17 protein-coding genes are annotated in these 20,454 nt (G+C 40.8%); 11 read left to right on the forward strand and 6 right to left on the reverse strand.

The features are described from left to right. The first annotated feature begins 70 nt into the window (after positions 1-70). Positions 71-1,651 carry a sulfatase family protein gene (locus D1013_RS11420; protein ID WP_205601243.1) on the forward strand — a complete coding sequence of 527 codons (1,581 nt, stop codon included), beginning with the start codon at positions 71-73 and terminating at the stop codon, positions 1,649-1,651. On the opposite strand, the gene D1013_RS11425 is transcribed toward D1013_RS11420, so the two are convergent. Beyond that, positions 1,648-2,247: an RNA polymerase sigma factor gene (locus D1013_RS11425; RefSeq protein WP_192466545.1), complete on the reverse strand. Its 600-nt coding sequence runs from the start codon at positions 2,245-2,247 to the stop codon at positions 1,648-1,650. The two genes, D1013_RS11420 and D1013_RS11425, sit on opposite strands and share 4 nt — an antisense overlap. Before the next feature lie 112 nt (positions 2,248-2,359). Between D1013_RS11425 and D1013_RS11430 the strand changes: the two genes are divergently transcribed. From D1013_RS11430 to D1013_RS11470, 9 genes are all read left to right on the forward strand, one after another. Then, complete coding sequence (locus D1013_RS11430) at positions 2,360-3,520, forward strand: FecR family protein (protein ID WP_121848959.1); 1,161 nt, start codon at positions 2,360-2,362, stop codon at positions 3,518-3,520. Positions 3,521-3,662: 142 nt separating this feature from the next. Then, a complete protein-coding gene (locus D1013_RS11435; RefSeq protein ID WP_205601244.1) occupies positions 3,663-7,163 on the forward strand; it encodes a SusC/RagA family TonB-linked outer membrane protein in 3,501 nt (1,166 codons plus the stop codon). A 12-nt stretch (positions 7,164-7,175) separates the two neighbouring features. After that, complete coding sequence (locus tag D1013_RS11440) at positions 7,176-8,708, forward strand: SusD/RagB family nutrient-binding outer membrane lipoprotein (RefSeq protein WP_121850699.1); 1,533 nt, start codon at positions 7,176-7,178, stop codon at positions 8,706-8,708. A 30-nt stretch (positions 8,709-8,738) separates the two neighbouring features. After that, positions 8,739-10,238 carry a mandelate racemase/muconate lactonizing enzyme family protein gene (locus D1013_RS11445; RefSeq protein ID WP_121848960.1) on the forward strand — a complete coding sequence of 500 codons (1,500 nt, stop codon included), beginning with the start codon at positions 8,739-8,741 and terminating at the stop codon, positions 10,236-10,238. A gap of 200 nt (positions 10,239-10,438) precedes the next feature. Beyond that, entirely contained in the window at positions 10,439-11,374 is a 936-nt protein-coding gene (locus D1013_RS11450) for an RraA family protein (protein ID WP_121848961.1), read from the forward strand. Positions 11,375-11,419: 45 nt separating this feature from the next. Beyond that, positions 11,420-11,848 (forward strand): nuclear transport factor 2 family protein, encoded by a 429-nt coding sequence (locus D1013_RS11455; RefSeq protein WP_121848962.1) that lies wholly within the window; start codon positions 11,420-11,422, stop codon positions 11,846-11,848. Between the two features lie 11 nt (positions 11,849-11,859). Beyond that, complete coding sequence (locus D1013_RS11460; protein ID WP_225621467.1) at positions 11,860-12,963, forward strand: bile acid:sodium symporter family protein; 1,104 nt, start codon at positions 11,860-11,862, stop codon at positions 12,961-12,963. A gap of 183 nt (positions 12,964-13,146) precedes the next feature. Continuing rightward, on the forward strand, positions 13,147-14,187 hold the full coding sequence (locus tag D1013_RS11465) for a sugar kinase (protein ID WP_121848963.1): 1,041 nt from the start codon (positions 13,147-13,149) through the stop codon (positions 14,185-14,187). Between the two features lie 39 nt (positions 14,188-14,226). Further along, on the forward strand, positions 14,227-14,895 hold the full coding sequence (locus D1013_RS11470; RefSeq protein WP_121848964.1) for a bifunctional 4-hydroxy-2-oxoglutarate aldolase/2-dehydro-3-deoxy-phosphogluconate aldolase: 669 nt from the start codon (positions 14,227-14,229) through the stop codon (positions 14,893-14,895). Here D1013_RS11470 and uxuA read toward each other — a convergent pair whose 3' ends face one another. Both uxuA and D1013_RS11480 read right to left on the reverse strand, forming a co-directional pair. After that, positions 14,896-16,095 (reverse strand): mannonate dehydratase, encoded by a 1,200-nt coding sequence (gene uxuA / locus D1013_RS11475; protein WP_121848965.1) that lies wholly within the window; start codon positions 16,093-16,095, stop codon positions 14,896-14,898. 46 nt (positions 16,096-16,141) lie between these two features. Further along, positions 16,142-16,948, reverse strand: coding sequence for an SDR family oxidoreductase (locus D1013_RS11480; protein ID WP_121848966.1), 807 nt, complete (start codon positions 16,946-16,948; stop codon positions 16,142-16,144). Positions 16,949-17,082: 134 nt separating this feature from the next. Here D1013_RS11480 and D1013_RS11485 point away from each other — a divergent pair, with 134 nt between their 5' ends. Further along, positions 17,083-17,913, forward strand: a complete 831-nt coding sequence (locus D1013_RS11485) for a fumarylacetoacetate hydrolase family protein (RefSeq protein WP_121848967.1) — start codon at positions 17,083-17,085, stop codon at positions 17,911-17,913. 12 nt (positions 17,914-17,925) lie between these two features. Here D1013_RS11485 and D1013_RS11490 read toward each other — a convergent pair whose 3' ends face one another. The 3 genes from D1013_RS11490 to D1013_RS11500 are packed head-to-tail and all read right to left on the reverse strand — an operon-like array spanning position 17,926 to position 20,440. Further along, positions 17,926-18,282, reverse strand: coding sequence for an L-rhamnose mutarotase (locus D1013_RS11490; protein WP_121850701.1), 357 nt, complete (start codon positions 18,280-18,282; stop codon positions 17,926-17,928). A 7-nt stretch (positions 18,283-18,289) separates the two neighbouring features. Then, on the reverse strand, positions 18,290-19,612 hold the full coding sequence (gene fucP, locus D1013_RS11495; RefSeq protein ID WP_121848968.1) for an L-fucose:H+ symporter permease: 1,323 nt from the start codon (positions 19,610-19,612) through the stop codon (positions 18,290-18,292). A gap of 33 nt (positions 19,613-19,645) precedes the next feature. Then, complete coding sequence (locus D1013_RS11500) at positions 19,646-20,440, reverse strand: SDR family oxidoreductase (protein ID WP_121848969.1); 795 nt, start codon at positions 20,438-20,440, stop codon at positions 19,646-19,648. Positions 20,441-20,454 lie beyond the last annotated feature (14 nt).

Consider the following 20,454-nt stretch of genomic DNA (forward strand, 5'->3'; position numbering starts at 1 on the left):
ATTTAAAACTTGATATATCGGTCGGGTAATTGATAGTTTGCTATATTGCTCATCAAACCAGACCAGAATCATGATGATTTCTAAAAAGATTAGCCTTCTTTCTCTTTTTGCATGCTTTTTTGCTTTTCAAAAATCTGTTTCTCAAACTGAAACAAAAAAGCCTAACATCCTTTTTATACTTTCTGACGACCACACTTCTCAATCATGGGGGATTTATGGAGGTATTCTCAAAGACTATGTGAAAAACGACCAAATAAAGCGGTTGGCAGATGAAGGTGCCGTTCTTAATAATGCCTTTTGTACCAATAGTATCTGTACACCCAGCCGTGGCAGCATATTAACAGGCCAATACAGTCATATTAACCAAGTTTATACCCTGAACGAACCTTTACCTGATGGGCACCCAAATGTGGCTCGAACACTATCAGAAAATGGCTATCAAACTGCAATCATTGGCAAGTGGCATTTGGTAGGTCAACCTCAGGGTTTCGATTATTTTAATGTGTTACCCGGCCAAGGCAGGTATTGGGATCCCATTTTAAAAACTAAAGAAGATTGGAAAGATGGTCACAATAGTTCTGCAGGTAAAGAATACAAGGGTTTTTCAACCGACGTTATTACCGATTTGACCATCGAACATTTGAAAAAAAGGGATGATAAAAAACCATTTCTGATGTTCTGTAATTTTAAGGCTACACATGAGCCTTTCGATTATCCTGAGCGCTTTGAGTCACTGTACGAGAATGAAGAAATACCTGAACCGGAATCTTTGTATGACTTCGGCCCCGAAACAACAGGAAGAACATTTATTGGCCAAAAGCTGGAAAAACTGGGCAATAGGTGGGACAGTGCCACCAAAGATCCCGAGAATTGGTGGACCACCTATCCCGGACTTCCTTATCCCCTTGATGGAATGGATAGCATACAGAAAAGGAAAAAAATCTATCAAAAACTAGTTAAGGATTTTATGCGTTGTGGTGCCGCCATTAATGACAACATTGGTCGTCTTCTTGATTTTCTAGAGGAAGAGGGTATCGCCGATAATACCATAGTTGTTTATACAGCTGATCAAGGTTACTTTTTGGGTGAGCATGGCTTTTTTGACAAAAGAATGATATACGAGGAGTCTCTTCGCATGCCTTTTGTCATTAGATATCCTAAAGAAATAAGAGGAGGGCAAAGAATAGATGATATTATTCTGAACATTGATTTTCCGGCATTACTGGCCGACTATGCCGGCATAAAGCAACCAGGCTATATGCAGGGTAGAAGTTTCAGGAACAATCTTAAGGGAAATACACCTGAAGACTGGCGTAGTCAAATGTACTACAGGTATTGGCTTCATCACCCTGAAAGACCGTCTCATTTCGGAATTCGGAATGAACGCTACAAACTGGCCTTTTTTTATGGGCAACCGCTGAATAAAAAGGGAACTTCTGAGACTACAACCGAACCGGCCTGGGAATTTTTTGATTTACAGAAAGACCCAAAAGAATTGCATAATGCCATTAACGAAGAAGAGTACAAGCCTATTATCGCAACAATGAAAAAGGCATTGATTGAAGAACGCAAGAAATATAGAGATACCGATGAGCAGTATCCTGAGATGCGAGATATCTTAAAAGATGCTAAGTTGACGGTGGTAGATTAGGCTTTTAATTTGCTAGGTCTTCTAAATCCGAACAATAAAAACAAAACAGGCTCCATATCTTTATTTGCTTTTTGCCTCAAGATGGCAAAGGCTTTAGTAATATGATATTCAATGGTTTTGATGGAAACATTTAGCTGTTCGGCAATTTCAACATTTGTAAAGCCCTCTTGCTTGCTCATCAAAAATATCTTTCGACATTTAGGTGGTAGGTTTTGAATCTCTCGCTGTACCAAATTCAGTAGCCTTTCAAAGAAAACCTCATCTTTTTCGGTAAAGCGCTCTAATTCTTCAATGTACTTTTTTTCTAAGGCCGTGACTGATTTTTTCTTCCTGTACTGATCGATAAATTCATTGTGCACAGACTTATACAAAAAACTTTTGATGGTGAAGTTACTTTTGAGATTGTGGCGTCTCTCCCATGTGCGAATGAAAACATTCTGTACAATGTCTTCGGCATGATCGTGATCGTTTACCAAACTATTCGCATACACGCACAGCCTATGATGGTAATTATCTACTAAATATTCATATGCTTTTTCATCACCATTTTTGAGGTTTTGAATAAGCAGGGTATTGTCATTAAAATCAATTCTCATAAATAGGGTTCTGCAATACAAAATTGGTTAGAAATTAAATTTATGAAAAAAAATATCAAAAAAACTTTAGGGTAGTGTAAAATTTACTCGTATTAATGATAGATATCGCAATATGAGATTTTCCAACTTCGAAATACAATTGGCAAAATACCTTACAAATGCCATCTCTTCGGAAGAGCTTGATGAACTTAATGGTTCTTTGAGCAAGTCGGGCAATCATAATGTGTTCAGAACCTATTTGGAAATTGATTTTTTTACGCGACATGTTATGAGTGAGTACAATACCGGCGGTGCCAAAAAGAAACTTCTTGATACCATTCGAAAGGATAAAAGAAAGGTAAGGCGGTTACACTTCTTTCAATTTGTCAAATATGCAGCGGTATTATTGGTCTGTCTCACGGCGGGCTATTTCTATTGGGATCATAACTTTAATTCGAATTTTTCCCAAGTTTCTGAAAATCCTGAAAGTCAAATCACCTTGCAGCTATCAGATGGTAGCATTAAAACAATTTCAGAAGCCGGTAATGCCTCTGTGTATGATAAAGACGGAACACGCGTTGGTCTACAACAAGGTAATCAACTTATTTACCACAAGGGTAAGAAGGCCAAAAAATTGGTCTATAATACGGTAAATGTGCCTTACGGCAAACGGTTTGTTCTTATTCTTTCAGATGGTACAAAAGCTCACTTGAATGCAGGCAGTTCTTTGAGGTATCCCGTTGAATTTATTGAGGGCAAGTCACGACAAATCTTTTTGACCGGCGAAGGTTTTTTTGATGTGTCAGAAGATAAGAACAGTCCGTTTATCATCAATGCGAACGAACTTAACATACGGGTTCTAGGTACTAAGTTTAACCTATCGGCTTATCCTGAGGATGAGAATATAAGAACCGTATTGGTTGAGGGTTCGGTGGGCTTCTATGATTCTACAACTGATTTTGATGAGACAAGTAGACGCTTGGTTCCTGGTGAAATGGCCATTTGGGAAAAAGAATTAAAGACTATAGAGTTTCGGGAGACCAACACCGATCTTTTTACGGGTTGGATGGACGGGCGAATTATTTTCAGTCACATGCCCTTTGAAGATATTACTAAAAAGCTAGAGCGAAACTATAATGTTATAATTCAAAATAACTATCAAGAACTTAATGACATAAGGTTCAATGCCAGTTTTGATACTGAAACCATTAGTCAGGTCTTTGAAGCTTTCAACAAGAACTATCCAATGAAATTTACAGTCACCGGAAAAAATGTAATAATTGAAAAACCTTAAACTAGAATGCCTATGATTTAATGTAACTGCAACAAAACTACTACAACTCTAGTCATAAAAAAATCGGAAAATGCTGGCACATTTCCCGATTACGATTTAGAGTGATCTACACTACGTTAACCATCTAAATTTGAACAAAGATATGAAAAACCCAATCATATGGTTGGGGGGTGGTACCCCTCATCCATTGAAGTTACGGCTCAAAATGAAACTCAGCATTTGCCTTTTTGCCATTATTTTTTTCCAGGCTCAGGGTAATCCGTCTTCGGCCGATACAAAAATCACTCTACAGTTGCAGAACGTGACCGTTGAGAAAGTTTTACACGAAATCGAGTCGATGACCGATTTCAAGGTGCTCTACAATGACAATCAGGTAAATTATAATAGAAAGGTAAGTGTCAGTTATAACAAAACTCCTCTTATTGGAGTGCTGGAAGACCTTTTTAAGAATACACCGATTGCATTTGAAATTCTGGACACCCAGATTATACTCACCAAATCTCTTGGTTCTTCGCTATCAAAAATAGCTGCTTCAAACAGAACAATTCAACAAGAAATAAGTGGGGTGGTCACCGATACCGACGGCGTACCGCTACCGAGCGTATCAGTAGTCGAAAAGGGAACTACGAACGGTACGGCAACCGATTTCGACGGTAATTATGCGTTGACTACTGGCAGTTCTAATGCTGTTTTGGTATTTAGCTCTTTAGGTTTTGCCACAAAAGAGGTGCCTGTCGCTCAATCCACTGTCATTAACGTACAACTTTCTGAAGATTCGGAAGCTTTGGATGAAGTGGTAGTTACGGCCCTAGGTATTAAACAGGAGACTAGAAAACTCGGCTATTCAGTGGCCAAAGTAGATGCCGAAGAGGTGAACGTTAACCGTTCTTCTAACTTTATGAATACTTTACAGGGTAAAGTTGCGGGTGTGAACGTTTCGGCACTCGGTACAGGTCCTGGTGGGTCTTCAAAAGTACGTATACGTGGGCAATCGTCCATTTCAGGTACAAATAACCCTTTAATTGTTGTAAATGGTGTTCCTATAGACAACACTAGTTTCGGAACCAACGTTGGAAGTTCCGGAAGTAGCGGCGAATTAGGCACAAGTGACGGAGGTGTTTATTCTGATGGGGGTGATGGTTTCTCCAGTATCAACCCTGATGATATTGAAAGTATGACCATTTTAAAAGGTGCCACTGGTGCCGCTCTGTATGGGTCTCGAGCAAAAGATGGCGTTATCATGATAACTACTAAGACCCGGGGTTCTGGTGAAGGTATAGGTGTCACCTATACTTTAAGCATCGCTGACCAAAAACCGTTAGATTTTACAGATTATCAATATGAGTATGGCCAAGGGGAGAATGGGGTAAGACCTACTTCTGCCAACCCTACTTCTGGCCAATGGTCTTTCGGTGAACGCTTTCAGCCAGGGATGACGCAAGTTCTATTTAACGGAATTGAGGTGCCTTATGAGCCCGTCTATGATAGAATCGAGAAGTTCTACAGACATGGTTTAGATATAACCAATTCAATTGGACTCTCAGGAAATAGTGAAAAAGGAGGCTTCAACCTGTCCCTGTCTAACTTAGAGAGCAAGGGTATTACTCCGAACAATGAGTTTAAGAGGATCAATGTAGGTTTAGGAGCCAGTTATATTTTATCACGTAAACTTTCTTTTACTACGAATATCAATTATTCCAATGAAAGAAATATCAATCCTCCTAACGTAGGTCAGCAAGACAATACCATACCGGTCGCTCTTTTCAATATGGCGAATTCAATGCCTTTGGATTTATTGGATGCCAATAAGTTCGATGAAAATGGCAACGAATATGTTTATTCAAGATTTAGAAACCGTACCAATCCTTATTTTACTTTAAGCGAACAGTTTAATGAAATTGAAAGGGATAGAATTTTTGGTAATGTTTCTTTAAAATATGACTTTTTATCATGGCTCTTTGGTCAGATTCGAGTGGGCCAAGATTATTGGTCAAGAGATCAGGCCTATAATGGTTTTCCTACCGGTCAAGCTTCAAGACCACCTGCACCGGAAGGTTTCGTAAACGGTACCTTTACGCAAGAAGTAAGAAGATTTAGGGAAACAAACGTAGACTTTCTCATCTCGGCCAATAAAGATTTGGGAGAAGAGTTTAATATAGGTGTCAATTTAGGAGGTAACAAAATGAAACGAATCTCTAAATTGAACCGAACAAACGTGACCGATTTTGTTATTAGAGATCTTTACACGGTTCAGAACGGTCGGGTAAAAGATCCAATTTATAGTTTTTCAGAGCGTGGGGTAAATTCATTGTATGGAGCTTTAGATCTTTCATATCAAGATACGTACTATTTAAGCGCTACGGCTAGAAACGATTGGTTCACTACCTTATCACCGGCAAATCGTAGCATTTTGTATCCTTCGGTCTCCGCGAGTTATGTTTTCTCAAATGCTTTTGAGAATGCTGAATGGCTAAGTTTTGGTAAGTTAAGAGCTGCTTATGCAGAGGTGGGTAGTGATACAGATGTTCCACCATATTCAGATGCGCTCTTTTACAATATCAATACAAATCTATTTGCCAATTCCGATGGACTTCTGCAACCAGTGGCTTCCGCCAATACTAGCACGTTGCCCAACCCTAACCTTAAGCCCATGCGCGTTAAGGAAACAGAAATAGGTTTGGATTTAAGGATGTTCGAGTCCCGAGTAAATTTAGATTTGAGTGTATATCGTAAATCGACGTTCGATCAAATCATTCCTGCTCAAATTTCAAATACTTCAGGCTTTGTAAGCACCTTGATAAATAGTGGTGAAAGTAGAAGTGATGGGGTGGAAGCTTTATTGACTTTGGTGCCGATAAGGAATGACGATTTACGATGGGATATTACCCTCAATACATCTTACAATAAAACCAAGGTGGTAAGCCTTCTTACAGATGCACCAGGAGAGAGTATTGTGGTGGGTACCCATGCATTTAATGGTTTTCTCTATCAGGTAGTCGGTGAAGAAATCGGTCAATTAGCAGGCTTTGGTTATAAATTCGATGATCAGGGTAGACAGATGTTTGCTGATGATGGTAGACCTTTACGATCAGATGAAATCGTCTTTTTCGGTAGCGCCTTACCCAAATGGGTAGGTGGTATCACCAATAGTTTTAAGTACAAGAACTTTAGTGCATCGTTCTTAATCGATTTTAAACTAGGAGGAAAAATGATTTCCGGAACCAATTTCAATGCCACACGCCACGGTCTTCATAAAATGACCTTAGAGGGGCGTGAAGGAGGTGTAGTCGGTGACGGAGTTAATCAGGCCGGGCAACCTAATACGGTGGCCACTCCGGCGCAAACCTATTGGGAAGTTGTTCGCTCTCAACAGTTGATAGAACCTATCGTGTATGATAGTGGGTATTGGAAGTTCAGACAGTTGAACTTGGGTTACGACCTCAGCGATTTACTTTCAGACGATACCTTTTTTAAAGGGGTAACTGTCAATCTTTTCGCTAACAACCTTTTCATCATTAAAAAATGGGTGCCGAATATTGATCCTGATTCTTTCGGTTATAGCTCCGATAATGTTTCCGGGCTTGAGTCAACTGGTGTTCCCACTACACGTAGTATAGGTTTTAACCTTAACTGTAAATTCTAAATGGAAAACATCATGAAAAATATAATATATAGAATTATGGCCTTCGGAATGGTTTTCCTGGTCATATCATGCGATAAAAATTTCGATGAAATTAATACCAATAATGTAGACCCTACGAGCGATAGTGTCGATCCTATATTCTTGTTGAACAATGCCATTATCAACACCTCGTTTTCCAATGCCCAATTGATTTATGATTTGGGGGTAGTGCAGCAAATTGTTTCACCAAACTCTGGTGTTTTGACAGGTGCTAACTATAATCAAGACAATAGGGATGTGACCGATGATCATTGGGTTAAATACTATGAAAATGTTATCAAGAATACCGGGGATATAATGGGTCAACTTCAAGCTGAAGAAGCTCCGGAAAGACCCAACTTACTTCAAATGACCCGCCTTATACAGGCAATGACGTTTATGATCTTAACCGATGAGTATGGAGATGTGCCTTACTCTGAGGCAGGTAAGGGTATATCTGATCAGATTGTGCTACCGGCCTACGACGCCCAAGAAGCCATTTATACCGATTTGATCAATGAAGTAAAAGAAGCGACTGCGGCCTTAAGTGAGTCGGCCCCTTCTGAAAATGGTGAAGTACTATATTCAGGAGACATCCAAAAATGGAAGAGATTTGGATATTCATTGCTTCTGAGACTTGGCATGCATTTGTCGGAGGTGAATCCGGGTTTGGCCGAGCAAACGGTCAATGATGCTATTGCTGGCGGTGTAATGCAGTCAAACGATGATAACTATGTGGTCCGCCATGATAGCAATTTCACCAACAATGCGGGTTCTCTTTTGAATGCAACAGAAGCAAATAACTTTTATATGGTCGATACTTTCGTTGACTTTCTTACCTCTACCAACGACCCAAGGTTAGAATCGTTGGCGCTTCGCTTCGTAGGTGCAACCTCCGGACCCGATCAAACCATTGATGCGGGCGTAAAAGATCCTGAAGAGCAGGTAGGTATGCCTATGGGTTATGATAATGGGACCATAGGCGCTGTTGCATCCAATCTAGGTTTGGCAAGTTTTTATGACTTTACACAAATAGATAGGTTTCGTATCGCCAAGCAAACGGCACCCATGTATATTATTACCTATAGCCAGACCCAATTATTATTGGCTGAAGCCGCTGTGAGGGGATGGACGAGTGGTGATGCCACCGAGCTATACAATCAAGGGGTTAGGGCGCATATGGAACTTATGGTAGAGTATGATGCTTCGGTCGAAATACTGAATGAAGATATTGAGGCCTACTTGGCCGAAAACCCTTTTGATGCCGGTAATGCACTGGAACAAATAGGAAATCAATACTGGGTTTCTTGTTTTATGAATGGGCCCGAGGCATTTGCTAACTTTAGAAGAACCGGTTTTCCTGCATTGGATAGAAATACCTATCCGGCACAAGATATAAGCACTGATTTCATTAATAGATTGACATACCCCAATTCTGAGGTGGCAACAAATAATGAAAACTTAGGTGCGGCGGTATCAAGAATGGGAGCCGATAACCTCGAAACCAAAATTTGGTGGGATCAATAAATTCAAGAAATCCAAACAAGAATACTAGATATGAAAAACACGTTACAGAAATTAATTGCTCAAAATAAAGCGGAAGAAAAGGCATACGCAGCATCTCGGCAAGAAGAAATCAATAATCCTAAAACCGGAGATGACCGTCGTAATTTTCTAAAGAAAACGGCCTTGGGCGGTATTGCACTATCGAGCTTTATGGGCTATTCTTTCGAAGATAGGGTTGCAGAGACCACTTCAAAAGTTAATAGGGCCTCGGCACCTTCTGAATTGAAGATCACCGATATGCGCTATGTGGTTACCAATGTAATGGGGGGTACCCCGATTATAAAAATTGAGACCAATCAAGGCATACATGGTTTGGGCGAAGTGCGTGACGCAGCCGATGTCAAGTATGCACTTATGCTCAAAAGTAGAATCCTAGGCGAGAATCCTTGTAATGTCGAAAAGATATTCAAGACCATCAAGCAATTTGGTGGACCGGCAAGACAGGCCGGTGGGGTCTGTGCTGTAGAAATGGCCCTATGGGATCTTTGCGGAAAGGCCTATAACGTTCCAGCTTGGCAGCTATTGGGGGGTAGATATCGAGACAAGGTTCGATTATATGCTGATACTCCTGAAGCCAATTCTCCTGAAGAGCAACAGCGCTTAATCAATTTTAGGGTAAAGGAACAAGGATATACTTGGCTTAAAATGGATGTTTCGATAGGGGAACTAAAGGGTATGAAAGATACCGTCGTCAATGGCAAATTCTGGGAAGATTCCAAGGGCAATCTAGCTCAATGGGGCGACCAGAGAAATTACATGTCTTATGGCAATACCATGCACCCCTTTACCCAGATACAGATTACTGAGAAAGGGTTGGAACATCTACAACAGGTAGTTGAGGATGTTCGTAATATGGTGGGGTATGAAATTCCTATTTCTACCGACCATTATGGGCATTTTGACATGAACAATAACATGAGGTTGGCCAAGGCGTTGGAGAAATACCGATTGGCCTGGTTCGAAGATATGGTGCCATGGCAATACACTGAACAATGGAAAGAAATTACACGTTCCATTGATACGCCTACCACTACAGGTGAGGATATTTATTTGTTGAAAGATTTCAAACCTCTGATTCATGAAAGAGCGGTAGATATCGTTCACCCAGATTTGGCTTCTTCTGGCGGACTTTTAGAAACCAAGAGAATTGCCGATTATGCAGAAGAGTTTGGTATCGCAATGGCCATGCACCAAGCAGGCACGCCTGTTTCCTTTATGGCCAATGTACATTGCGCGGCAGCATCGCAGAACTTCTTGGCTTTGGAGCACCATTCGGTCGATCTTCCTTGGTGGGAAGATTTGGTAACCACCGTTGGCGGTTTCAAAATGATAGACAAAGGTTTTGCTACCGTACCTCTAACTGCACCAGGTTTGGGTATCGAGTTGAACGAAGAAGTGCTCAAAAAGCATGTTCACCCAAAAGACAAGAGCTATTTTGCTCCTACAGACCAGTGGAACACCTTAATGTCTCACGACCGTACCTATAGTTAAAAAGGTACGTGTTTAAAAATCAAGCCATAGCAAAATAGGTAGTTACTAGAGTTTTGTTTGAGTTGGTTTGGTTGCCGTTGAGCTCCCCGAGCTTTCCGTTCGGGGACGTTCAACAAATTCGCTTACGACCTTAAAATTTATTACATTGTTCGAATAAATCTTAAAATCCATATTTACTTTCTAACCACAATACAATACAAATGAGAAAAAAAGTATTTTTTTCGTCACTTCTTATATTTTTCACATGTTCAATTTTTTCACAGGGTGTTGCCGCAACCCCTGAATATATTAAAGAACTTACGTCTAATTGGAAAGGTGAGCGCTTTGAAGACGGTCGCCCAAAAGTTTCCGATGCTCTATTAAAAAGAATCAAGAATATTCAAATCGAAGAGGCGTGGGGCTATTTGAGAAGCAAGGGCTACCATAATCAATATGATGGAGAATGGAAGATTTTGCATCCTGATCAGGTAATGAGCGGAAGAGTTCTTACTGCACAGTATATGCCTTTGCGACCTGATTTTAAAGAGGTAGTAAAAGTTCAAGGAGGAAAAGAAAAGCGAGATACGATTGGCGGTAGCAATTCATGGCCCATAGAAATATTGGAACCAGGAGATGTATACGTAGCAGATGGCTACGGGCGTATCATTGATGGTACCTTGATAGGTTCAAACTTGGGTAATGCCATTTACACAAACTCTCAGAACGGTGTCATTTTTGATGGCGGTGTTCGTGATGTAGCGGGATTACTGAATATTGAAGGTTTCAATGGTTGGTACCGTGGTGACGACCCATCGTACTTGGCAGAACAGATGCTTACCAGCATTAATAATCCTATAAGAATTGGCAGGGCCATCGTATTACCGGGCGATGTGGTATTGGCCAATCAACATGGAGTTATTTTCATACCTTCACATTTCGTAGCAGAATTGGTGATTTCTTCAGAAGTTGTGGGCTTACGTGATTTGTTCGGCTTTCAAAGATTGCGCGAGAAAACTTATACCCCGGGCCAAATTGATACCAAATGGACGGATGCCATTAAAGCAGATTTTTTGAAGTGGCTGAAAGAATATCCGAACGCACAATTACCAATGACCAGAAAAGAACTGGACGATTATTTAAAAGAACATTATAATTAATCTTAATTTTTAATCCCTCAAACCGAGTAACCAATTACCAAAAAAATGAAAAACCGAATTCTATTATTTGTCTTGGTCGGACTAATGACCACCTTTACTTTTGCACAGTCAAAAGACGAAGCTGCAATAGATGCCAATGTCAAAAAGTTATATGAGGCAATGGTATCTCAAAATAAGTCAGTTCTTGAAAATTTAACTTCAGAGAAATTGACTTATGGTCATTCAAGTGGTACGATTGAAGATAAAAGTGAATATGTAGAGGCGGTTTTGACCGGTTCTTTTGATTTTTTCTCCATCACACCGGAAGAGCAGAAAATTACCGTATCAGGTGATACCGGGATCGCTCGCCACATCTTTGTCGCCAATGGTACCAATAATGGCGAGAAGGCTGATGTGCGCATTGGTGTAATGATGACTTGGCAGAAAAAATCGGGCAAATGGCTACTGTTGGCCAGACAGGCATATAAACTTTAGAATTCTACGCTTTGAAAAAAATTAATCTTTACTCTATAAGCCTTGTCGTTGCTGCTGTTATTCTAATTGCCATTATCATAATGATTGTAATGGGTAATATCAGCGGGGCTGGCATATTATTCTTATCCTTTTTCGCCCTTTTGGCCTTGGGTTTCAGTGGCTACAAAATGTTAAATGGGCTGGTTTTTACTACAATGATATTTGCTGGAGTATCAGCAGCTCTATATTACCCTGATTTGTTTACCTATGTGGGTGATTTTAAGCTTACGGGTCTTATCATTCCTTTGATACAGATTATTATGTTCGGAATGGGAACCTCAATGAGCATCAAAGATTTTGCGGGTGTTTTTAAAACGCCCCGTGGTGTTATGATTGGGGTAGCGGCACAGCTGCTGATTATGCCCTTGGTAGGCTTTGGTCTTGCAAAGGCCAGTGATTTCCCACCAGAAATAGCAGCAGGTATTGTTTTGATAGGTTGCTCGCCCAGTGGTGTGGCTTCCAACGTAATGGCCTATCTGGCGAAGGCAAATTTGGCATTGTCGATTACCATTACGTCCATTGCGACCTTATTGGCTCCTTTTCTAACGCCTCTTCTAATGAAGTTTTTGGCCGGGGAGTTCATCGAAATCAATGTTCTTGATATGATGTGGAGTATAACCAAGATGATTATTATACCTATTGGGGCCGGTTTGCTTTTTAACAAACTGTTCAAGACCGAATGGCTAGATAAGGCCATGCCTTTGGTATCAATGTTGGCCATAGGAGTTATAATTACCATTATAACCGCAGCGGGTAGAGACAGCCTATTGGATATTGGGGGCATTCTTATGATTTTGGTGCTTATACATAATATATTCGGGTACGGACTTGGGTACGGATTTGCCAAGCTCTTCAAAATGGAAGAACAAGATGCCCGTACCATAGCTATTGAGGTCGGTATGCAAAATGGTGGCTTGGCTTCGGGTATAGCCAATTCGTTGGGTAAGATTGCCACAATGGGTCTGGCACCTGCGGTTTTCGGTCCGTTGATGAACATTACCGGATCCATTTTAGCATCCTATTGGCACAAAAGACCACCGAAAAAACTTTCTATAACAGATGCATCCGGTGATTAATATTGCTTAACCTATCGTATTGTTTAATAAATATCTCAATTAGGTTTTATATTGTTAAACACGATTGATTAAAGGTTTTTCTAATCTATTTGCTACATAAATCATTTGTAAATTTTTATTTTCGATACCATCTAAAATCGACCTTTAACTTAAGATAGGGCGAACAAAACAATTTAGCATATAATGAAGAAAGTAGTGACTTTTGGAGAAATCATGTTGAGATTATCTCCACCAGGATTTTTAAGATTTTCGCAAACGACCAGTTTTGATGTGGTTTATGGGGGCGGAGAAAGTAATGTGGCCGTATCATTGGCTAATTATGGCGTGCCAGTAGACTTTGTTACCAGATTGCCCAAAAATGACATTGGGGAATGTGCTTTGATGGAGATGAGAAAAAGAGGGGTCGGTACCGATAAGATTATTTATGGTGGTGACCGTTTGGGAATTTATTTTTTAGAGACGGGTGCCGTAAGTCGGGGCAGTAAAGTGGTTTACGACAGGGCGCATTCGGCCATGGCGGAAATCGAAAAGGGAATGGTCGATTGGGATGCTGTTTTCGAAGGTGTCGAATGGTTTCACTGGACAGGTATTACACCTGCTATTTCGCAGGGAGCGGCCGATGCCTGTTTAGAAGCCGTAAAAGCGGCTAGTGCTAAAGGTATTACTATTTCTACCGATTTAAATTACCGGGCAAAACTTTGGAAATACGGTGGTGATAGGGAGGCTATTATGACCGAGTTAACATCTTATTGTGACGTGATTTTAGGAAACGAGGAAGATGCCGAAAAGCACTTTGGAATCCACCCTGAAGGGCTAGACGTTCATAAACATGGTCATGATGTAAAAGCCGATGCTTTCCTATCGGTTTGTAAACAGATGATGAAAAAATTTACAAAAGCTAAAAAAGTCATCACTACACTTCGTGGTTCTATTTCTGCATCGCATAATACATGGGCGGGCGTTCTCTACGATGGTGAAAAGATGTACGAGACCCGTCAATATCAAATTACCGACATTGTCGATAGGGTAGGCGGCGGAGATTCTTTTATGGGAGGTTTGATTTACGGACTTCTTAAATATCCTGAAGATGACCAAAACGCTTTGGATTTTGCCGTTGCCGCCTCATGTTTAAAACATACTATCAAGGGCGATGCCAACTTGGTTACCGTAGATGAAGTTGAAAAATTAATGGGAGGCGACGCTTCCGGAAGGGTAGCTCGATAAGGTAACTTTCTAATTAAATGCTAATACAGATTATATAAAATGGCTAAATATTCACGATTGGAAGTAGCTCAGGTGATGAAAGAAACGGGTATGGTACCCTTGTTCTACCATCCTGACATTGAGCTAGGAAAAAAAGTATTAAAAGCTTGCTATGACGGTGGCGCTCGTTTGATCGAGTTTACGGCTAGAGGCGATTTCGCTTATGAGGTGTTTCTAGAACTGAACAAATTCGCTTTGAAGGAATTGCCCGGAATGATAATGGGAGTAGGTTCGATAACCGATGCCGCCGCTGCTAGTCTCTTTATGCAAATGGGGGCCAATTTTATTGTTACCCCTACATTAAGGGAAGACATTGCCATTGTTTGTAATAGAAGAAAGGTATTGTGGTCTCCCGGTTGCGGAACCCTTACGGAAATCAATAGGGCAGAAGAACTTGGTTGCGAAATCATTAAACTTTTCCCTGGTTCTACATACGGTCCTGGCTTTGTAAAGGCCATTAAAGGCCCACAACCATGGACAAGCGTTATGCCGACTGGCGGCGTGAGTACCGAAGAGGCGAATCTAAGAGGTTGGTTCGGGGCCGGTGTTACCTGTGTGGGTATGGGTTCTCAATTGATCAGTAAAGAGATTTTGGCCGCAAAAGACTATGATGGTCTTGAGGCCAAGGTAAAAGAAACCCTGGCCTTGATCAAGACTATAAGAAGCTAGTTAATAAAAAGATTTTCTGATACCTAGTTCCAATCCCCGTAATTCTGCCAAGCCGCGTAAGCGACCAATAGCGGAATAACCGGGGTTGGTTTTTTTATGTAGGTCATCTAACATTTGATGACCGTGGTCTGGCCTCATCGGTATTAAATTATCTTCGCGGCCTTCATATGTTCTTCTTTTTTCTTCGGCCAATATTAGTTTCACCAATTCGTACATGGGCACGTCACCTTCAAGGTGGTTCGCTTCATAGAAATTGCCATTACCATCTCGTTTGGTACTTCTCAAATGCAAAAAGTGAACACGGTCGGCAAACCTTTTGAACATTTGTAAAATGTCATTATCACCTCGGGCACCTAATGATCCGGTACAGAATGTAATGCCATTATGTACTGATGGTACTTTTTCAAAGATATAGGCATAATCTGCCTCTGTACCCATGATTCTCGGTAAGCCTAGAATAGAGAATGGTGGATCGTCTGGGTGAATACAGAGTCGAACCCCATTTTCTTCGGCAACAGGAACCACTTCTTGTAAAAAATAAACTAAGTGATCTCGCATTTCATCTTCACCGATTTGATCATAAGTATCTAAAATGGTTTGAAACTTACTCAGATCAAAACCTTTTTCTGGTACGGGATATCCTTCTGAAGAACCTGGCAAGCCAGCGATTATTGTTTTGACCAATTCCCAGATATCATTATCGTTCATTGCTTCGAACCGCTCTTTGGCTGCGGCAATTTGCGATTCGGTATAGGTAGCTTCCGCATTTGGTCTTTTTAAAATAAATAGATCAAAGGCGGCCAAAGCATTAAATTCAAATGAAAGTGCTTTTGAACCATCTTCTACTTCGAAGTCAAGACTGGTTCGAGTCCAATCTAAAACGGGCATAAAATTATAGCATACGGTGGTCACCCCACATGAGGCCAAGTTTTTTAAACTTAGTTTGTAATTTTCAATATGCTTTTTATAATCACCTTGTTGGGTCTTGATGTTTTCGTGAATAGGTAAAGACTCGACCACAGACCATACCAAGCCATACTCATCAAGTACTTTTTTTCTCTTTTCTATTTCTTCTACCGGCCATATTTCGCCGTTGGCAATATGATGTAAAGCGGTAACGATACCGGTAGCACCGGCCTGTTTGATATCTTGAAGGCTTACGGGATCACTTGGCCCGTACCAACGCCATGTTTGTTCCATTGTAGTAATTTAAGTTATGCTAATGATTAGAATGAGTTGTTGAGAGTTATACACCACTAAAGGCACTGAAACCACCATCGATAGGCAAAACTATACCCGTTATGAACTTGGCGGCATCACTGCATAAAAACTGCACAGCCCCATTAAGCTCTTCTACTTCGCCAAATCGGCCCATCGGTGTGTTTCTAATTATATCTTGACCTCTTTGGGTGTAAGATCCATCTTCGTTGGTAAGAAGTGCACGGTTCTGTTTTCCTATAAAAAAACCAGGTGCAATGGCATTTACCCGAATACCCTCACCAAATTTCAAGGCCATCTCTACCGCCATCCATCTGGTAAAGTTCTCCATGGCTGCCTTTGAGGCGGAATAACCAGCAACACGTGTAATAACGCGTTCTACGGCCATTGAAGAATAATTGATGATGACCCCCTCTTTTTGTTCACTCATGGCCTTGCCAAAAACGATAGACGGAATGACCGTACCATTGAGGTTAAGGTCGGTTACTTTTCTAAAAGCGTCAATTGATAGGTCGAATATGGTTTTGTCAACGGCAATAGTGGCCCCTGGAAGGTTTCCGCCGGCTATGTTCAAAAGAATATCAATTCTTCCGAAATCTGCGATTACCTGATTCTTGACTTTTATAAGCGATTCTTCATCTAGTATATCGGCCTCATAGGCTTTAGCTTTACCACCTAACTCATTTATTTCACCGATAAGTTCGTTCAAAGATGATTCTTTTCGGGTGAGTAAGACCAATTGAGCTCCGGCCTGGGCAAAACTTTTGGCGATACTACCGGCCAATGAACCGCTGGCGCCTGTAATTATGGCAATCTTGTCTTTGATGCCGTACATATTTTTATTGTTTAAAGGTTCGAAAGCCGAATATAAAACAATATCCCCTAAAAATTAAAAGTGTACGTATTCTACTTAAAAAAGAAACAAAAAACCGTTACTTTTAGACAAACAAAACGATCAACTACAACTTTATGAAAGTTTACAAAAGCCAAGCGCTTGCCATTATTGAACACGAAGGTCAATTCTATGAAAAACAGATAACCGATTGGAATACTTTTTTAAACAGACAAAATTTGTTTAGCGCTTTGGTGAACGATTTAGATTCATTCGAGAAGAGAAATGAAGGCCTTAACGGTGCTACACTGGAAAAACCCATGGGAGACCATGAAATTTGGGCCTCTGGAGTAACTTATATGCGTAGTAAGACAGCGCGTATGGAAGAATCAAAAAAAGCGGGAGGCGGCACCTTTTATGATCGTGTATACGATGCCGATCGACCTGAACTATTCTTTAAGGCCACTCGTCAAAGAACGGCTGACCCCAATGGAAAGGTACGTATCAGAAAAGATTCCGGTTGGGACGTGCCAGAGCCCGAACTGGCACTTTTAGTAAGTTCAAAAGGTACCATTGAAGGATACACTATTGGAAATGATATGAGCTCAAGAAGTATAGAAGGAGAGAATCCGCTCTATTTGCCACAGGCCAAAACATACGAAGGTTGTGCTGCATTGGGCCCATGTATATTAGTTTCTGAAGACCCAATTGTTGAAACCACCACTATTACCCTTGAGATCTTAAGGTCTGGCTCATCTGTTTTTTCAGACACTATTGCCATCAGTCAAATGAAAAGGAAACATCAAGATTTGGTAGATTACCTTTTCAGGGAATGTAATTTTCCCGTTGGATGCTTCTTAATGACCGGAACGGGAATTATTCCTCCGGATGAGTTTACCTTAAAATCGGAAGACGAGATTCGTATAAGTATTGAACATATTGGAACCTTAGTGAATTACGTTGCTTAGCCGACCGTAATTTCAATGCTCCTTTAGGTCAAAAACTGTTTCGAGCGGCACCCATTTTTCTCCTTTATTTGCCCAAGGCAGGGCTTGCTGAAACTTCCACATTAGTTTTTCCCAGTCTTGCACAGCAGGATTTTGGGCATCCATTTGAGCTTTTTTGTCTGGGTCGAAGGTGTCATCAACTTCCATAACCATAAACATTCTATTTCCGGTCAAAGATATTTGCATATGGATGATGCCGGCATCCCTAATGCTTTTGATGACTTCTTTTGGTACCCCACCCACTTCATGGTACGCTTTATACTCGGCAATGAGTTCGGCATTGTCCTTTAAATCACAGGAGTAGAAATATCGTTTAGTGTTTTTAGGCATTGTTTTATTACTTGATTTGGTAACTGGTATAAACTTTTCTTCCATAGATAGCAACAATAAAAAAGCATATAAATGAAAGAACAAATGAAAAGCGCATTTCTGAAACCCCTAAGAAACGAACATCCTCATATCCGTTTCCACCAAAATCAAGCATATAGCCTTGAAGGTATGGCAATAGTGCTCCACCGACAATGGCCATTACTAAAAAAGCAGCTCCGAATTTGGCGTCTTCACCCTGACCTTCTAAGGCAATACCATAAATGGTCGGGAACATGATCGACATAAAAAACGATGTCAAGAGCAGCGCATAGATACCCAACATACCAGGGAGAAAAATAGCTCCTAAAAGCGAGAGCATGGCACCAAAACCGAAGAGCATCAACAATTTGCCCGAATTTATTTTGGCCAATAAAGCGGTACCTACCGTTCTTCCTACTAAAAAGAAAATATAGCCGGCCAGGCCATACCATACTGCCGATTGTGCATCGATACCCAAGGTCTCCGCATATTGGTAGACGTACGTCCAGCACATGATTTGAGCGCCTATGTAGAACATTTGGGCAATCACCCCAAAAACGAACTTAGGCTCTTTCCATAACCTTTTAATCGACGCTGAAAACTTTACTTTAGCCTCTTGACTTTTATTTTGTGGCATTTTAATGAAACTGATCAAAAGGAAAAAGAAAATGACAACGACCCCTAGAATAACATATGGGTTTCTAATAATCTCAAGATCACTGGTTCTGATCAGGCTTTTGCTCGCTTCTGAAAGGGTGTCGTAAATGGGGATGCCATCTTCGGTCACATCATCTGAACGCAGGGCACCTAAAACAAAATTTTGGGCTATGAGCAACCCTAGAATAGAACCCATCGGATTGAACATTTGGGCAAAATTCAACCTTCTGGTCGCAGTTTCTTCCGAACCCATTGATAGAATATAAGGGTTAGCCGTAGTTTCTAAAAAAGCCAAACCGAATGTCAAGATATACAAGGCAGCCAGAAAGAAGCCATAACTTTCTTTGGCCGCAGCTGGCCAGAATAAAAGGGCCCCTATTGAATAAAGAGCCAAGCCCAAAAGAACCCCTTTCTTGTACGAAAACTTGTTGACGAATAAAGCAGCCGGCAAAGCCATCGTAAAGTAACCACCATAAAAAGCTAACTGAACTAGGGAGGCTTGGGTGTTACTTAGCTCCAATACCTTTTGAAAACCTCTCACCATTGGGTTGGTCATATCGTTTGCTAATCCCCATAGTGCGAAAAGTGAGGTAATCAAAATAAAAGGCACGAGTACCGCTTTTGATACTACTGATTGTTTGTTGTTGCTGTTCATGTTGAGGGTTTGGTTTACTTGGTTTTCAGGCTTCTAGTTTTCTGTCAATAGTGCTCGATCTAGATGTACGTACCCCCCATCGACAAATATGAACTGACCAGTGGTATGTGAAGAACGGTCTGATATAGTAAAGAGGCAAACATTGGCTATCTCTTCTGGCGATGTCATTCGATTTTCCAAAGGAATTTTTTCGACTATTGACTTTAGTTTTTTATCCCCATCGGGTAGGGTTTTGATCCAAGTATCATAAGATGGTGTCCAGCTTTCGGCAATGATAATGGCATTGGAGCGAATGCCATAAGTAACCAAATCAACGGCCCATTCTCTTGTCAATGCCAGTACACCGCCTTTAGATGCAGCGTAGCCCGAAGTTCTTCCTTGGCCTGTAAGGGCTACTTTTGAACCGATGTTCAAAATATTGCCTTTTGATTTTTTAAGATAGGGTAGGGCATGTTTTACAATTAAAAAATAGCTTACCATGTTGAGCTTTAAAGAGTTCATGAACTCCTCATAACTGGCCTCTAAACCGACACCATCGTTTACCCCTACATTGTTAAGAACAACATCAATTCTACCATACTTTTTGCTGATTTCGTTCATGGCATTTTCCACCTGTTCAGGATCTGTTACGTCAGTCTGACAAAAGTGTGCGTCGACGCCTTTATTTCTAATTTCTTCGGCATAGACAGCACCTCTTTCGTTTCGGTCGATAATGGCGGGAATAGCACCTTCATCTACCAATCTCATTAAAATAGTTTCACCTATACTACCGAATTTACCTGCGGCTCCGCTAATGACAACTACTTTATCTTTTAAATGTAAATCCATTTCTTAAGTTGTTT

It is taken from the genome of Euzebyella marina (assembly GCF_003687485.1).
Taxonomy (GTDB): Bacteria; Bacteroidota; Bacteroidia; order Flavobacteriales; family Flavobacteriaceae; genus Euzebyella; species Euzebyella marina.

What these genes read in the sequence shown, in the direction of transcription:
- D1013_RS11420 (WP_205601243.1), top strand. Translation starts at nt 71, where the DNA reads ATGATGATTTCTAAAAAGATTAGCCTTCTTTCTCTTTTTGCATGCTTT.
- D1013_RS11425 (WP_192466545.1), bottom strand. Translation starts at nt 2,247, where the DNA reads ATGAGAATTGATTTTAATGACAATACCCTGCTTATTCAAAACCTCAAA.
- D1013_RS11430 (WP_121848959.1), top strand. Translation starts at nt 2,360, where the DNA reads ATGAGATTTTCCAACTTCGAAATACAATTGGCAAAATACCTTACAAAT.
- D1013_RS11435 (WP_205601244.1), top strand. Translation starts at nt 3,663, where the DNA reads ATGAAAAACCCAATCATATGGTTGGGGGGTGGTACCCCTCATCCATTG.
- D1013_RS11440 (WP_121850699.1), top strand. Translation starts at nt 7,176, where the DNA reads ATGAAAAATATAATATATAGAATTATGGCCTTCGGAATGGTTTTCCTG.
- D1013_RS11445 (WP_121848960.1), top strand. Translation starts at nt 8,739, where the DNA reads ATGAAAAACACGTTACAGAAATTAATTGCTCAAAATAAAGCGGAAGAA.
- D1013_RS11450 (WP_121848961.1), top strand. Translation starts at nt 10,439, where the DNA reads ATGAGAAAAAAAGTATTTTTTTCGTCACTTCTTATATTTTTCACATGT.
- D1013_RS11455 (WP_121848962.1), top strand. Translation starts at nt 11,420, where the DNA reads ATGAAAAACCGAATTCTATTATTTGTCTTGGTCGGACTAATGACCACC.
- D1013_RS11465 (WP_121848963.1), top strand. Translation starts at nt 13,147, where the DNA reads ATGAAGAAAGTAGTGACTTTTGGAGAAATCATGTTGAGATTATCTCCA.
- D1013_RS11470 (WP_121848964.1), top strand. Translation starts at nt 14,227, where the DNA reads ATGGCTAAATATTCACGATTGGAAGTAGCTCAGGTGATGAAAGAAACG.
- uxuA (WP_121848965.1), bottom strand. Translation starts at nt 16,095, where the DNA reads ATGGAACAAACATGGCGTTGGTACGGGCCAAGTGATCCCGTAAGCCTT.
- D1013_RS11480 (WP_121848966.1), bottom strand. Translation starts at nt 16,948, where the DNA reads ATGTACGGCATCAAAGACAAGATTGCCATAATTACAGGCGCCAGCGGT.
- D1013_RS11485 (WP_121848967.1), top strand. Translation starts at nt 17,083, where the DNA reads ATGAAAGTTTACAAAAGCCAAGCGCTTGCCATTATTGAACACGAAGGT.
- D1013_RS11490 (WP_121850701.1), bottom strand. Translation starts at nt 18,282, where the DNA reads ATGCCTAAAAACACTAAACGATATTTCTACTCCTGTGATTTAAAGGAC.
- fucP (WP_121848968.1), bottom strand. Translation starts at nt 19,612, where the DNA reads ATGAACAGCAACAACAAACAATCAGTAGTATCAAAAGCGGTACTCGTG.
- D1013_RS11500 (WP_121848969.1), bottom strand. Translation starts at nt 20,440, where the DNA reads ATGGATTTACATTTAAAAGATAAAGTAGTTGTCATTAGCGGAGCCGCA.